The following is a 13,637-nucleotide window of genomic DNA, read 5'->3' on the forward strand; positions in this document are numbered from 1 at the left end:
CCGGGTCGCGCCACGGGCTCAGCTCGTCAGTTCGGCCGCCCGCGCCCTCGCCCACGCGTCCGCCGCGAGGACCTCCTCCACGGACGCCGCCGGGCCGGGGGTGTGGGCGGCCACCACGCGTTCCACCGTGTCCACGATGCCGAGGAACGGCAGGGCGCCCTTCAGGAACGCCTCCACGCACACCTCGTTCGCCGCGTTGTAGACCGCAGGCGCCGTGCCGCCCAGGGCGCCCACGTGACGGGCCAGCGCGACCGACGGGAACGCCTCGTCGTCGAGCGGCTCGAAGGTCCAGGTGTGGGCGGTGGTCCAGTCGACCGCCCGGGCCGCTCCGGGCACCCGGTCGGGGTAGGCCAGCGCGAGCGAGATCGGCAACCGCATGTCTGGCGGGCTCGCCTGGGCGATCGTCGAGCCGTCGGCGAACTCCACCATCGAGTGGATGATCGACTGCGGGTGGACCACCACCTCGATCCGGTCGAACCCGATGTCGAACAGCAGATGGGCCTCGATCACCTCCAGGCCCTTGTTGACGAGCGTCGCCGAGTTCACCGTGATGACCGGGCCCATGCTCCAGGTCGGGTGGTTCAGCGCCATCTCCGGGGTCACGTCCGTCAGCTCGGCCCGCTTCCTGCCCCGGAACGGGCCGCCGCTCGCCGTCACCACCAGCCGCCGTACGGCCGCCGGGTCGGCCCCGCCCGGCCCGGCCGCCCACAGACACTGGGCGAGCGCGGAGTGCTCGGAGTCCACGGGGATCATCTGCCCCGGCCGGGCCAGGCGCTTGACCAGCGGGCCGCCCACGATCAGCGACTCCTTGTTGGCCAGCGCGAGCACCCGGCCCGCCTCCAGCGCGGCGAGCGTGGAGGTCAGCCCCAGGGCCCCGGTGATGCCGTTGAGCACGATGTCGCAGGGCGACGCCGCAACCTCCGCCACCCCCTCCGGGCCCGCCAGCACCCTCGCCCGCGCGCCCGCCGCCGACAGCGCCTCGCGCAGCGCCGGTAGGGCCGCCGGGTCGGCGACCGCCACCGCTTCGGCCCCGAAGCCGGCCGCCTGCCTCGCCAGCAGGTCGACCCGGCCGCCGCCCGCGGCGAGCGCGGTCACGCGGAACCGTCCGGGGGCGTTGGCGACGACGTCGAGAGCCTGGGTGCCGATGGAGCCGGTCGAACCCAGCACGACGACAGATCGGGGCTGCGGCAGGGATTGGGAGCTCATCCCCTCATTGTCTCCGAGACGGCCCGCGGGCCCGCAACGGCACGCGCCCGTACGCGGAACGGCCGGAGCCGAAGCGGACGGTGCTGCATCTCGCTGCGCAGAAAGATGCAGGGGAGAAACAAGCACATATATGCCCGAATCTGCCCATAACCGTATAGGCAGATTGCGAGAAATCCGGTTGAAGGCGTCGCTACTTTCCCGCGTCAGGACATCCCGACACGCCTCAGGCATCCCGACACGGAGGTAGCTAGGCATGCACCCCAGGGCACGACGTCTCGCCGTTCTCGCGGTCCCCGCCCTCACCGCGGCGGGGGTGATGCTCCCCGCCGCACACGGCGCCGCGGCGACCGTGACGGGAACCGTCACGCAGTCGGCCGCCGCGGGCCCCCGGCCCGCCGTACACGAGGCGGCCGACACGGCGACGGAGCAGCGCACGGTCAAGAAGTTCTGGACCGTCGCGCGGATGGAGGCCGCGGAGCCGCTGGACGCCCCCGGCACCGGCGACCGGCGATTCGCGGCGGCCGGCTCAGCGCCCGCCGACGCCTCCGCGGCGCGGCCCGCGACGGTCGCCCCCACCCTGACCGCCGCGACCGGCACGGCCGCCGCCACGGCTCGTGTCTCCTCGCGGACCTCCGGCTCGTCCTGGACGACGGGCGGGACGGTGGCGAAGACCACGGGGAGGGTCTTCTTCACGGTCACGGCCGGATCGGACGCCGGAAGGAACGCCTCCTGCTCGGGCACCGCCGTCACCAGCGCCAACAAGAGCGTGGTCATCACCGCGGGCCACTGCGTGAAGCTGAACGGCGCCTTCCACGCCAACTGGGTCTTCGTCCCGGGCTACGACCAGGGCAACAGGCCCAACGGCACCTGGCCGGCGACCACCCTGCTCACCACCGCGCAGTGGAACTCCGGCGAGAACATGAACTACGACGTCGCCGCCGCCGTCGTCGCGCCGCAGGGCGGCAAGAGTCTCACCGACGTCGTCGGCGGCCAGGGCGTCGCGTTCAACCAGCCGCGCGGGCGCCAGACGTACGCCTTCGGCTACCCCGCGGGCGGGCCGTACGACGGGTCGAGGCTGGTCTACTGCAGCGGACGGACGTTCGACGACTACCTCAGCTCGCAGGACCAGGGGCTGAGCTGCGGCATGACCGGCGGCGCCAGCGGCGGCCCGTGGTTCCTCAACTTCAGCGAGAGCACCGGCGGCGGCCTGCTCAACTCGGTGAACAGCTTCAAGTACAACTTCGCGTCCTACTGGATGTTCGGCCCCTACTTCGGCCCGGAGGCCGAGGCGGTCTACAACACGGCCCAGAACGCGGCCCTCACCTGATTCACCGAAAGTAACCACAAGAGCACTCCTGGTGGTCCACACTCGGGAGCCATGACTCCGAGCCTCCCCTTGCTTGCCGTCACCGCCCTCGTCACCGGACTCCTGGGAGCCCCCGACCGGGAGGTCTCCCCGGTGGGAGACGTCGTGGAGCACGTGGCCGGGCACGCCTCCGGGACCTACTGGACGCCGCAGCGGATGGCGCGGGCGGTCCCGATCGGGCTGCTGGGGGGCCTGCAAAGGATCACGGCCGCCCGGCCCGGCGCCCCATCGGCGCTGCCGGCCGCTCCCCCGGGGTCGGTGCTGCCGTCCGTCGCCAGGGCCGCCCTGCCGCCGGCCGCCAGAGCGGTCCTCGCCCCCGGCCAGGCGGCAAGCCGGTCCACCGCAACGACCAGGACGACCCGGGCAAGCAGGACGGCCAGGACACGGCAGGCGGCGGCGATGCCCCCGGCGACGACGAGCGGCACGCGCTGGGCGGCGGGAGGTTCGGTGACGAGGACCACCGGCAGGGTCTTCCTCACGCTGAACGGGGTGGACTTCTCCTGCTCCGCCAGCGCCGTGCGCAGCGCGAACAGGGATCTGGTCGCCACCGCGGGGCACTGCGTCAAGGACGGCGCCGGGGACTGGGCGGAGAACTGGACCTTCGTCCCCGGATACGACGAAGGGCGGCAGCCGTACGGCGCCTTCCCCGCACGGCGGATGTTCGTCGCCGGGCCCTGGTCGCGATCCGGGAACGACGACTACGACGTGGGCATGGTCGCCGTGGACGACCTGGACGGGCAGCACCTGACCGACCTGGTGGGCGGACAGCCCATCGCCTTCGACCCGCCCCGGAGCCGCCGGACCTACGGTTTCGGGTTCCCCGCGGACCCTCCCTACGACGGCGAACGGCTGCTGTACTGCGCGGGCGTCCCCCACGGCGACCCGCAGGGGCAGACCCGCGACCAGGGCCTGCGCTGCGACCTCACGGCGGGGGCCAGCGGAGGGCCCTGGCTCAGCGGCTTCGACCCGGTCTCCGGCCGGGGCACGCTGACGTCCGTCAGCAGCTTCAAGTACAGCAACGACCACCGCACGATGTACGGCCCCTACTTCGGCTCCGCCGTACGCGACCTGTTCCGCACCGCCGAGCGGGCGTGACGAACGAGAAGAAGACTCCGGGTGGAAGGTCGGCTGAGGCTCAGAACGGCGACAACGGCTCGGCGTTGTCCTCGTCCACGATGTCGGCGGCGGACCGGACGATCAGGGGGTCGGGCGCGCCCACGACCGAGGCGTCCTTGTCGTCGTAGTCGTACAGGGACAGGACGTAGCGCATCGCCTCCAGCCTGCCGCGCTTCTTGTCGTTGCTCTTGATGATCGTCCAGGGGGCGTCCTCGGTGTCGGTGTTGAGGAACATGTCCTCCTTGGCCCGGGTGTACTCGTCCCACAGGTCCAGCGAGGCGATGTCCATCGGCGACAGCTTCCACTGCCGCACGGGGTCCACCTGACGGATGACGAACCTGGTGCGCTGCTCGGCCCGCGACACCGAGAACCACAGCTTGACCAGGCGGATGCCGTCGCGCACGAGCATCCGCTCGAACAGCGGAGCCTGGTACATGAACTCCATGTACTCCTCCGGAGTGCAGAAGCCCATGACCCGCTCGACTCCGGCGCGGTTGTACCAGGACCGGTCGAACAGCACGATCTCCCCCGCGGCCGGAAGGTGCTCGACGTACCGCTGGAAGTACCACTGGCCGCGCTCACGCTCGCTGGGCTTCTCCAGCGCCACCACGGTCGCGCCGCGGGGGTTGAGGTGCTCCATGAAGCGCTTGATGGTGCCGCCCTTGCCGGCCGCGTCCCGTCCTTCGAACAGGAGGACCAGGCGGCCGCCGGTGTCCTTCAGCCAGTACTGCAGCTTCAGCAGCTCGATCTGCAGCAACCGCTTGTGCCGGTCGTACTCCTGCCGGGAGATGCGGTGGTCGTACGGGTAGTGCTCGCGCCAGGTGTCCACCGGGCCGCCGTCGGCGCGCACGAGGACGGGATCGTCGTCATCGTCGTCCAGCACCTTCAGCCCCGGCGTACGGCGCAGCAGCTCGACCCCGTCGGGATGCTCCCCTAACTGCGGTGATACTTCCGGCATCTCAGGCGTCCCGTTCACTTGGCCAGCATGTCCGCGGACGTCCCGCTGCCCCACGCCGGGTGTCGTACACCCGATCACCGCTGTTCGCGTCCCTCAACCGGAGATCTCGTCGAGACGGGCGGCGACATCGGGCGGCAGGGCGAGGCCGAGCCCGGCGAGGTTGCCGCGCAACTGGTCGAGCGTGCGGGGGCCGACGATGACCGAGGTCACCTCCGGCCTGCTCCGCACCCAGGCCAGCGCCACGGCCGCCGGGGCGACGCCGAGCTCCGCGGCGGCGTCGGCGACGTGTCCGGCGATCGCGAGGTTGGGCTCGTTCAGGAAGCCCTCGGCCCAGGTGCGGGCCCCGGGGATGGGCGACGCCATGAGCCGCCCCAGCCGGGTGTCGGCCCCCGGGGTCTCGCCCCTGCGGTAGCGGCCGGTGAGCACGCCGCCGCCGAGGGGCGACCAGACGAGCGTGCCGAGCCCGTGCCGCCGGCAGACGGGCAGGATCTCCGCCTCGATGCCCCTGGCCACCAGCGAGTACTCCGGCTGGAGGCTGACGAACGGCGTCCCGCCCGCCCGCTGCGCGGCCCACTGGGCCTCCACGATCTGGGCCGCGGTGAAGTTCGAGCAGCCGACGTACCGCACCTTGCCCGACCGTACGAATCCGTCCAGAGTCGCCATGGTCTCCTCGATCGGAGTCGAGTCGTCCCACTGGTGGCACTGGTAGAGGTCGATGTGGTCGGTCCCGAGCCGGCGCAGGCTGCCCTCCAGCGCCCTGGTGAGGTGGGCCCGGGACAGCCCGCGATCGTTGGGACCGGGCCCCTGCGGCAGGAACGCCTTGGTGGCGAGCACCACCGCGTCCCGCCTGCCCCGCACGGCCCGCCCGACGATCCGCTCCGCCTCGCCGCCGTTGTAGGCGTCGGCGGTGTCGACGACGTTCCCGCCCGCCTCCAGGAAGGCGTCCACGATGCGGGCGGCCTCCGTCTCGTCGCAGCTCCCGGGGGCGCCGAAGTTCATCGTGCCGAGGCTCGCCGTGGAGACCCGCAGTCCCGAACGGCCGAGCGTGGCGTACTCCATCACGTGTCCTCCCGTAGGATCAGGAACATCTGTTCCGGTTGGCTGGGACGATACGGAACACGTGTTCCGGCTGTCAACGCGACGAGGAGGACGATGACCGGCGAAGTCAGGCCCCGGCGTGCCGACGCGCAGCGCAACCGGGAGCGCATCCTGGAGGCGGCCGAGGCCGTGCTGGCCCGCGAAGGGACGTCCGCATCGGTGCGCGCGGTCGCCGGGGAGGCAGGGGTGGGGCTCGGCACGATCTACCGGCACTTCCCCACCCAGGAGGCGCTCTACCATGCGGTGATCGTCGACCGTACGCGACGGCTCCTGGCGGAGGCGGACAGGCCGTCGCCGGATCCGGGCACGGCCTTCTTCACGTTCCTCGAGCGGATCGTGGTGCACGCGGCCCAGAAGAAGACCGCCGCCGACCTGCTCGCCGGGGCCGGCGCCGACCCCAAGGCCGGGACGGCCGACGTCAGCCGCGACATGCGGGCCGCGATCGGGCGGCTGCTCACGGCCGCGCAGGAGGCGGACGCGGTGCGGCCCGACCTCCGGATGCCCGAACTGCTGGCCCTGCTGTGCGGGGTGTGCCTGGCGGCCGAACGCGACCAGTGGAGCGACGGACTGCGGCGTCGTACGCTCGACGTCCTGTTCGACGGCCTGCGCCCCCGCCGCTGACCACGCCCCTTGTCACGGAACGACTTATGGGACGGCTTAAGGGACGACCGCCGGGAACGTCACGGCGACCTCGAGGCCGCCACCGGGATTCGGGCGCGCCCCCACGGCGGCCCCGTGCGCCGTCGCGATCGAGGCGACGATCGACAGCCCCAGCCCCGCGCCCTGCCCTCGCGTCGTGTGCAGGCGCCGGAAGGGCGCGAAGAGGTCGCCGAAGCGTTCGGCCGGCACCTCGGGACCGGTGTTGCGGACCGTCAGCACGCCCCCGGCGAGCGTCACCTCGACGGCGCCGCCGGGGTGGTTGTAGCGCACGGCGTTGTCGACGAGGTTGGTGACGAGCCGGTTGAGCAGGACCGGGTCGCCGTGGACGGTGAACGGTTCGATCCGGGCCGTGACGGTCACCTCGCCGCGGTCCCCCTCCGCCAGGACCAGCCGTACGACCTCGTCCAGGGCCACCCGGCTCCGCCTCTCCAGGCCGTGCTCGGCCTGGGAGAGGACCAGCAGGGCGTCGATGAGGCTCTCGATGCGGTGGTTGTGGAGCAGGAGCTTGTCGCGGATCTCCCCGACGTCCTCGGGCAGGCCGATCTCGATCGCCGTCCGCTGCACGGCCAGCGGGGTCCGCAGCTCGTGGGACGCGTTCGCGATGAAGCGGCGCTGCCCCTCGACGGAGCGCTCCAGCCGGTCGAGCATGGCGTCGAACGTGTCCGCCAGTTCCTTCAGCTCGTCCCGCGGCCCGCCGAGGGCGATCCGCTCGTGCAGGGTGGACAGGGACAGCCGCTGCGCGGTGGCGGTGATCCGGTGGAGAGGCCGCAGGATCCGCCCCGCGATCACCCATCCCACGACCACCGACACCAGAGTCAGGACCCCGATCGCCAGCGCGCTCACGTCCCACTGATAGTGGATCACGTCCCGCGCCAGCTCGGACAGCGGCGGGAGCGGCTCCACCTCCGACCCGGGGAACGGGGCGGCCGGGGCCGCCGGGGCCTCTCCCATGGGAGACGGGGAAAGGCGCTCGATCCGCGAGTGCAGCGCCATGCGCAACAGCGTGTTGACGATGACCAGCAGCACGACGGAGGTGAGCAGGAAGAGCCCCGAGTAGATCAGCGTGAGCCGTACGCGGACCGTCGTCACAGCAGGTATCCGGCGCCGGGGACGGTCTGGATGCACGGCGGGTCGCCCAGTTTCGCGCGCAGGCGGCTGACCACGACCCGCACCACGGTCGTGAAGGGGTCGGCGTTCTCGTCCCACGCCTCCTCCAGGAGCCGCTCGGCGCTCACCACCGCGCCATCCGCCCGCATCAGCACCTCCAGGACGGCGAACTCCTTGAGCGACAGGTGCAGGTGCCGGCCGTCCCTGGACGCCTGGAGCCGGTGCGTGTCGAGCACGATCCCGTGCCGGGTCAGCACCGGAGGCACCTGGTCCCGGCTGCGCCGTCCCAGCGCCCGCACCCGCGCGACCAGTTCGGTGAAGTCGAAGGGTTTGGGCAGGTAGTCGTCGGCTCCCATGCCGAGGCCGGCGACCCGCTCCGGCACCGACGACGCCGCCGTCATCATCAGGATCCGCGTACGGCTCCCGCGCGCCACCAGCTCGCGGCACACGAGGTCGCCGTGCAGCCCGGGCAGGTCGCGGTCCAGCACGAGGACGTCGTAGTCGCTGACCGCCAGCCGCTCGGCCGCGGCGGCGCCGTCGTACACGACGTCGACCGCCATGGCCTGGCGGCGCAGTCCCATCGCGACGAGGTCGGCCAGATCGCGCTCGTCTTCGGCCACGAGAACCCGCATGCCTCGTTCGTACCGCAGGTGCGGTAACAGTGGCGTTAACGGTGTCGTTCACGGCCGTGCAACCCGTCGGCGGCCACGCTGACGGCCATGATCAGAACTGTCTGCGCCGCCGTCCTGCTGACGGCCGGCACCCTGTCCGCCTCCCTCCCGGCCCCTGCCGCGCAGGCCGCCACCGTGCAGGCCGCCACCGTGCAGGCCACCACGGACGGCGCGTGTGCCCGGATAACCGCGCCGCCGCCCGAGTCCGCGCCGCCGACGTCGGTGAACACGCTCCGGCAGGCGTACGAGTGCGTGCTGGACAACTACTACAGCGGGCCCGTGCTGGATTCGAAAGTCCTGCTGCGGGACGCCCTCGCGGCGTACACCCAGGAGCTGATGCGTCGGGGGGCCGACAGGGCCGGCCTCCGCCTGCCCGCGCTGACGGGGAACCGCGACGCCGACTGGGCCGCGTTCGCCGACATGATCGGCACCGGCGACCCGGCGGCGCTGCACGCCGCGATCACCGGCATGGTCGCGGGGCTCCACGACAACCACGCCCGGGTGGAGAAGATCACTCCCCCGTCGGAGGACGGGCCGGTGGGGACGGGCATCGCCGGTCTGTCGGCCGCGCAGGGCCCACGATTGGACCCGGCCGCCCGGCCGCCCCTGTTCATCACCCGCGTCCTGCCCGGCAGCCCGGCGGACAAGGCCGGCATCCGGCCCGGCGACATCATCGAGAAGGTCGACGGCATACCGGCGTTCATCGGGGACAAGGTGAACCAGAGCCTCATCGACACGTTCGCCTCCAGCACCGTACGGCTCACGCTGAAGCGGCCCACGACGGGACGCGTCCGGACCGTGAAGCTCACGGAGGGTCCCCTCGAAGAGCAGGAGCGGGCGGTGACGTCGAAGACGCTCCCCGGCGGCGTCACCTACGTCCAGGTGCCCGGGTTCTTCCAGGGCGCGGCCGACCAGGTCATCGCCAAGCTGAAGGACACGACGAAGGCCGCGGTCATCGACGTGCGCGGCAACGGCGGCGGGTCGCCGCGCGAGGTGACGCGGCTGCTCGGCGCGTTCGCGCACGGCAAGGTCACGAGCTACTTCTGCCCGCTGAAGGGTGACTGCACGGCCAACCACACCGACGACTCCGTCCCGCTGCTCGGGCTGCGCCTGATCGTGCTCACCGACCGCGCGTGCGCCTCGGCCTGCGAGGACTTCAGCGGGGCCGTGAAGGACAACGGCCTGGGCACCCTCGTCGGGACCCGCACCGCGGGGGCCGTCTCCGGCCCGGCCGAGGCGTACCTGCTCGACGACAACAGCGTGCTGCTGCTGCCCAAGGTCCGGCACCTCGGGCCGGCCCGGGAGATCATCGACACCGTCGGCGTCCCCGTCGACCACTACGCCCCCATGACGGCCCTCGATCTGGCCACGGGCCGCGACCCCGGCCTCGCCAAGGCGCTGAGTCTCCTCTGAAGTCGCCAGGCCTCCCACGACGAGGGGGCCCGGGAGACGGTGGTCTCCCGGGCCCCCTCGGACACGTGGTTCTACAGCGTGAGGCCGGTGAGCACCATGACCTTCTCGTAGGTGAGGTCCTCCATGGCCGAACGCAGCCCCTCGCGGCCCACGCCCGACTCCTTGACCCCGCCGTACGGCATCTGGTCGGCCCGGTAGGACGGCACGTCGCCGATGATGACGCCGCCGACCTCGAGCTCGCGGTTGGCCCGGAAGGCGACGTCCAGGCTGCGGGTGAAGACCCCGGCCTGCAGGCCGTACCGGGAGTCGTTGACCGCGGCGAACGCCTCGTCGACCGAGGCGACCCGCTGCACGATCATGACGGGCCCGAAGACCTCCTCGCGGGCCACCTTGGCGTCGGCGGGCACGTCGGCCAGCACGGTGGGGGCGACGGTCGCGCCGTCCCTGGTGCCGCCCGCCAGCAGGCGCGCCCCGGCCGAGACGGCCTCGTTGACCCAGCTCTCGACGCGGATCGCGGCGTCCTCGCTGACGAGGGGGCCGACCTGCGTCTTGTCGTCCGCGGGGTCGCCCGTCACGAGCGAGCCGACGGCGGCGACGAGCTTGTCGGTGAACGCGTCGGCGACCGCGTCCTCCACGATCACCCGCTGCACCGCGATGCAGCTCTGGCCCGCCTGGTAGTTGGAGAACAGCGCCACGCGGCTCGCCGCCCACTCGAGGTCGGCGTCGGCCAGCACGACCGCGGCGGCGTTGCCGCCGAGTTCCAGCGTGACGTGCTTGCGCGGCACACTGTCCATGATCGAATAGCCGACCGGGCCTGAGCCGGTGAAGGAGACGACCGGCAGCCGCGGGTCCTCCACGAGGGACGACGCGCGGTCGTTGGGCACCGGCAGCACGGAGAACATGCCCTCCGGCAGGTCGGTCTCGGCCAGGATCTCGCCGAGGACGAGCGCCGACAGCGGGGTCGCGGGCGCGGGCTTGATCACGATGGGCGCGCCCACGGCGATGGCGGGAGCGACCTTGTGGGCCACCAGGTTGAGCGGGAAGTTGAACGGCGTGATCGCCAGCACCGGGCCGTACGGCACGCGCGAGACATAGGCGAGCCGGCCCTGCGCGGCGGGCTCGGTGTCGAGCCGCTGCACCTCGCCGCTGAAGCGGCGGGCCTCCTCGGCGCCGAAGCGGAACGTCGAGATCGCGCGGCCCACCTCGCCGCGCGCCCAGAAGATCGGCTTGCCGTTCTCCTCGCTGATCAGGCGGGCGATCTCCTCGGCGCGCTCGGTCAGCCGCCGGGCCACGTGGGCCAGTGCCTCGGCGCGGACGTGGATGGGCAGCGCGGCGGCCTGCTTGCGCACGGCGTCCGCGGCGGCCACGGCCTGCTCTACCTGCTCGGGAGTCGGCACCGAGTGGACGCCGACGACCCGGCCGTCGTGAGAATTGGTCACGGCCTGCTCGGCGTCCCCCGTCGCGGGGCGCCCGGCGAGCCAGAAGGGGCGGGGTTCGGAAGTGCGGCCTACGTCCATGTCTTCACGCTATGCCAGCTGGTGGGAGCCGGTCGCTACTCCGGACGGGCCAATCACCGTCCCCTGTCGCGCCATCATGGACAACTACTCACATGTCACAGATGCGCGGCAATTTCATGATGTTTTCTGTTTCACTGCGGTTTGAAAGCCGAGCGGCATGGTTAAGTCATCATCCGGGTCTGTCGCGGGACCCCCAATATGAGAAGGGCTCGTCGCTGATGGGTACGCCGGCGCCGCTCGGTCTTCAGGGTGCCTACGCACGCGGCCATCGCAGCAACTACGACGAGTTACGCACCCGTCTCCTCGACGTCGCCAACGACCTGCTCGCCAAGGCCGGGCCGGAGAGCCTCACCGTACGCAGGATCGCCGCCGAGGCCGGCTGCTCCACCCAGGTCATCTACACGATGTTCGGCAGCAAGGAGGGCCTGGCCGAAGCGCTCTACCTGGAGGGCTTCGAGCGGTTTCGGCGCAGGCTGGAGGCCGTGCCGCAGCGCAACGACCCGCTGGAGCACCTGAGCCTGCTCGGTCCCGCCTACCGGGAGGCGGCGCTGGCCGAGCCCGGCTACTACAGCCTCATGTTCGAACGGGCCATCCCCGGGTTCGTGCCGAGCGAGCGCGCTCGCACGCTCGCGAGGGCCGCGCTCAACATCGTCGACCGGGTGATCGCCGACTGCATCTCCGCCGGTCACCTCGTGCCCACCCAGCCGAGGAAGATCGCCGACGCGCTGTGGGCCGCGGCTCAGGGCGCGCTCAGCCTGGAACGTGCCGGGCATCTGCCCGACGGCAAGACCTACGAGATCGTCACCGACGCCGCCGTCCGCGCTTTCCTCGCGCGCCCCTCGGCCTGACCGGCGTCACAGGCACAGCGCGATCCACAGCTCGGCCCGCACCGCGGGATCGTCCAGATCGCGCCCGAGCAGCTCGCTCACCCGCTTCATCCGGTAGCGCAGCGTGTGCCGGTGCACGCCCAGGCGCTGCGCCGCGGCGTCCCAATGGCCGTTGCTGGCCAGGTAGGCGCGCAGCGACTCCACCAGGTCGGCACGCGAGCCGTACTCGCGGAGCGGCGCCAGGATCGCCGCCGCGAACGACGCGGCGGCGGCGGGATCGAGCAGCGACAGCAGCCCGCGCCCTGCCAGTTCGCTGAAGCGCGCCACCGGTGAGGCCGAGACGAGTGCCCGCCGCGCCTGGTCGAGGGCCCGGTCGAGGGCGGTGGCGAGGGCCCGGTCGGGGACACGATCGGAGGCACGGTCGGAGGCACGATCGGGAACGCGTTCGAAGACACGGTCGAGCCCGGTGGCGAGATCCGGGCGGGACGCGCCTCGGGCCGCCGATCCGTCCGCAGGGGAACGGCTGTCCACGCGGCCCTCGGCACGGGCGATCTCCACACCGGGCGCGCTGACACCCACCCGGCCGTGCTGTGCGGCCAGCGCGACGACCTCGTCGGCATGCGCGTCCGGGGCCAGCACGACGAGCAGCCCTTCGCAGGGCGCGGTGAACGTGCCGGTCAGGGCCTCGGTCAGCGCATCCGGATCGGAGGTGTCGCAGGCGAGGACCGTGACCGGCTCCCCCGGCAGCCGCATGCCCAGGGCCGCCAGCGTCTCCGCGGCCGCCCGCACCTCACCGGCCAGCAGCAGCCGGAGCACCGCCGACCGCACCTGCGCCGCCGCGGACCGCTGCTCCCTGCCCTGTTCCAGCGCCAGCGTCAGCAGGGACCCGGCCGCGTTGACGACCGTGTGCGCGATGGGCGAGAACGGCCGCGGCGACCCCACCGCGAAGAATCCCCTCCGGCCCAGCGGCTGGACCACGACGTGCTCGTCCGGGGTGGATAAGGCGAGGCTCGCCAGGGACGGCGCGCTCCGCAGCCGGGCGACCTCGGGCTCCAGCGACCGGGCCGTCTCCCGCGCCCAGTCCCCCGCCGCGCCGCGCCTGTCACCCGGACCGGCGTGCTTGTCGACAGTGCGACGGCCGGTCGCGTCGGCGGCGTGCCGTACGGCGCCCGCGGGGTCGAGCAGCAGCGCCCAGCCGCCGATCTCCCGGGCCAGCCGGTCCACCACGGCCACCGGCCCCTCCCGCTGGAGGGCGGCGCGAGTGAGCCTGCCCTGCGCGGCGAAGGCGCGGCTGATCTCCTCGTACTGCTCCCCCGCGAGCAGGTCGCTGACGGCCTTGCCGATCGCGATGAAGGGCGTGGCCCTCGGCACCTCGACCAGCGGCAGCCCGGCGGCCTCGGCCGCCTCGGCGAAGGCGGGCGGCACGGCGTCGTGGCTCAGCCCCACCCCGAACCCCAGCCCGGTGACTCCCCGGGCCACGAGCCGGGAGACGTACGGCACGGCGTCGCCGGCGGACAGGCGCATGCCGGTCGTGAGCACCAGTTCGCCGCCCTCGAGGAACGGCGTGGGGTCCTCAAGCTCGCTCACCGCGACCCAGCGGACGGGGCGGTCGAAGCCGTTCCGCCCGGCGAGCACCTTCAGGTGGAGCGGTACGATCGCGGCGATCCGGCGCAGCGTGGGTGCCACTGCTCTTCCCCC

The 13,637-nt window shown here is 72.5% G+C and carries 12 protein-coding genes; 5 read left to right on the forward strand and 7 right to left on the reverse strand.

Translation table 11 applies throughout. From position 1 onward, the window contains the following. Window positions 1–18 precede the first annotated feature (18 nt). The gene (dxr, locus tag QSK36_RS17095) at window positions 19–1,206 is read right to left on the reverse strand and encodes a 1-deoxy-D-xylulose-5-phosphate reductoisomerase (RefSeq protein WP_285783066.1); all 1,188 of its coding nucleotides are present in this window, start codon (window positions 1,204–1,206) and stop codon (window positions 19–21) included. Window positions 1,207–1,459: 253 nt separating this feature from the next. Between dxr and QSK36_RS17100 the strand changes: the two genes are divergently transcribed. After that, window positions 1,460–2,533: a trypsin-like serine peptidase gene (locus QSK36_RS17100; protein WP_285783067.1), complete on the forward strand. Its 1,074-nt coding sequence runs from the start codon at window positions 1,460–1,462 to the stop codon at window positions 2,531–2,533. Window positions 2,534–2,584: 51 nt separating this feature from the next. Further along, a complete protein-coding gene (locus QSK36_RS17105) occupies window positions 2,585–3,667 on the forward strand; it encodes a trypsin-like serine peptidase (RefSeq protein ID WP_285783068.1) in 1,083 nt (360 codons plus the stop codon). Window positions 3,668–3,707: 40 nt separating this feature from the next. Here QSK36_RS17105 and ppk2 read toward each other — a convergent pair whose 3' ends face one another. Continuing rightward, window positions 3,708–4,646, reverse strand: coding sequence for a polyphosphate kinase 2 (gene ppk2 / locus QSK36_RS17110; RefSeq protein ID WP_183535634.1), 939 nt, complete (start codon window positions 4,644–4,646; stop codon window positions 3,708–3,710). Window positions 4,647–4,739: 93 nt separating this feature from the next. Further along, window positions 4,740–5,705: an aldo/keto reductase gene (locus tag QSK36_RS17115; protein WP_183535631.1), complete on the reverse strand. Its 966-nt coding sequence runs from the start codon at window positions 5,703–5,705 to the stop codon at window positions 4,740–4,742. A gap of 93 nt (window positions 5,706–5,798) precedes the next feature. Between QSK36_RS17115 and QSK36_RS17120 the strand changes: the two genes are divergently transcribed. Beyond that, the gene (locus tag QSK36_RS17120; RefSeq protein WP_285783069.1) at window positions 5,799–6,365 is read left to right on the forward strand and encodes a TetR/AcrR family transcriptional regulator; all 567 of its coding nucleotides are present in this window, start codon (window positions 5,799–5,801) and stop codon (window positions 6,363–6,365) included. Window positions 6,366–6,401: 36 nt separating this feature from the next. On the opposite strand, the gene QSK36_RS17125 is transcribed toward QSK36_RS17120, so the two are convergent. Together QSK36_RS17125 and QSK36_RS17130 are read right to left on the reverse strand one after the other, a co-directional pair. Continuing rightward, window positions 6,402–7,493 carry a sensor histidine kinase gene (locus QSK36_RS17125; protein WP_183535627.1) on the reverse strand — a complete coding sequence of 364 codons (1,092 nt, stop codon included), beginning with the start codon at window positions 7,491–7,493 and terminating at the stop codon, window positions 6,402–6,404. After that, on the reverse strand, window positions 7,490–8,143 hold the full coding sequence (locus QSK36_RS17130; protein WP_285783070.1) for a response regulator transcription factor: 654 nt from the start codon (window positions 8,141–8,143) through the stop codon (window positions 7,490–7,492). The genes QSK36_RS17125 and QSK36_RS17130 overlap by 4 nt, the downstream gene beginning before the upstream one ends. Before the next feature lie 87 nt (window positions 8,144–8,230). On the opposite strand from QSK36_RS17130, the gene QSK36_RS17135 reads away from it, so the two are divergent. Then, window positions 8,231–9,595, forward strand: a complete 1,365-nt coding sequence (locus tag QSK36_RS17135; RefSeq protein ID WP_285783071.1) for a S41 family peptidase — start codon at window positions 8,231–8,233, stop codon at window positions 9,593–9,595. A gap of 71 nt (window positions 9,596–9,666) precedes the next feature. Here QSK36_RS17135 and QSK36_RS17140 read toward each other — a convergent pair whose 3' ends face one another. Further along, entirely contained in the window at window positions 9,667–11,112 is a 1,446-nt protein-coding gene (locus tag QSK36_RS17140) for an aldehyde dehydrogenase family protein (RefSeq protein WP_285783072.1), read from the reverse strand. A gap of 218 nt (window positions 11,113–11,330) precedes the next feature. On the opposite strand from QSK36_RS17140, the gene QSK36_RS17145 reads away from it, so the two are divergent. Beyond that, complete coding sequence (locus QSK36_RS17145; RefSeq protein WP_139576008.1) at window positions 11,331–11,960, forward strand: TetR/AcrR family transcriptional regulator; 630 nt, start codon at window positions 11,331–11,333, stop codon at window positions 11,958–11,960. A 6-nt stretch (window positions 11,961–11,966) separates the two neighbouring features. Here QSK36_RS17145 and QSK36_RS17150 read toward each other — a convergent pair whose 3' ends face one another. Then, window positions 11,967–13,625, reverse strand: coding sequence for a PucR family transcriptional regulator (locus QSK36_RS17150; RefSeq protein WP_285783073.1), 1,659 nt, complete (start codon window positions 13,623–13,625; stop codon window positions 11,967–11,969). Window positions 13,626–13,637: the final 12 nt, after the last annotated feature.

It is taken from the genome of Microbispora sp. NBRC 16548, from assembly GCF_030268985.1.
Lineage (GTDB): Bacteria > Actinomycetota > Actinomycetes > Streptosporangiales > Streptosporangiaceae > Microbispora > Microbispora catharanthi.

Coding starts and splice junctions, on each gene's coding strand:
- QSK36_RS17115 (WP_183535631.1), bottom strand. CDS start 5,705: ATGGAGTACGCCACGCTCGGCCGTTCGGGACTGCGGGTCTCCACGGCG.
- QSK36_RS17135 (WP_285783071.1), top strand. CDS start 8,231: ATGATCAGAACTGTCTGCGCCGCCGTCCTGCTGACGGCCGGCACCCTG.
- QSK36_RS17140 (WP_285783072.1), bottom strand. CDS start 11,112: ATGGACGTAGGCCGCACTTCCGAACCCCGCCCCTTCTGGCTCGCCGGG.
- ppk2 (WP_183535634.1), bottom strand. CDS start 4,646: ATGCCGGAAGTATCACCGCAGTTAGGGGAGCATCCCGACGGGGTCGAG.
- QSK36_RS17145 (WP_139576008.1), top strand. CDS start 11,331: ATGGGTACGCCGGCGCCGCTCGGTCTTCAGGGTGCCTACGCACGCGGC.
- QSK36_RS17100 (WP_285783067.1), top strand. CDS start 1,460: ATGCACCCCAGGGCACGACGTCTCGCCGTTCTCGCGGTCCCCGCCCTC.
- QSK36_RS17130 (WP_285783070.1), bottom strand. CDS start 8,143: ATGCGGGTTCTCGTGGCCGAAGACGAGCGCGATCTGGCCGACCTCGTC.
- QSK36_RS17120 (WP_285783069.1), top strand. CDS start 5,799: ATGACCGGCGAAGTCAGGCCCCGGCGTGCCGACGCGCAGCGCAACCGG.
- QSK36_RS17105 (WP_285783068.1), top strand. CDS start 2,585: ATGACTCCGAGCCTCCCCTTGCTTGCCGTCACCGCCCTCGTCACCGGA.
- dxr (WP_285783066.1), bottom strand. CDS start 1,206: ATGAGCTCCCAATCCCTGCCGCAGCCCCGATCTGTCGTCGTGCTGGGT.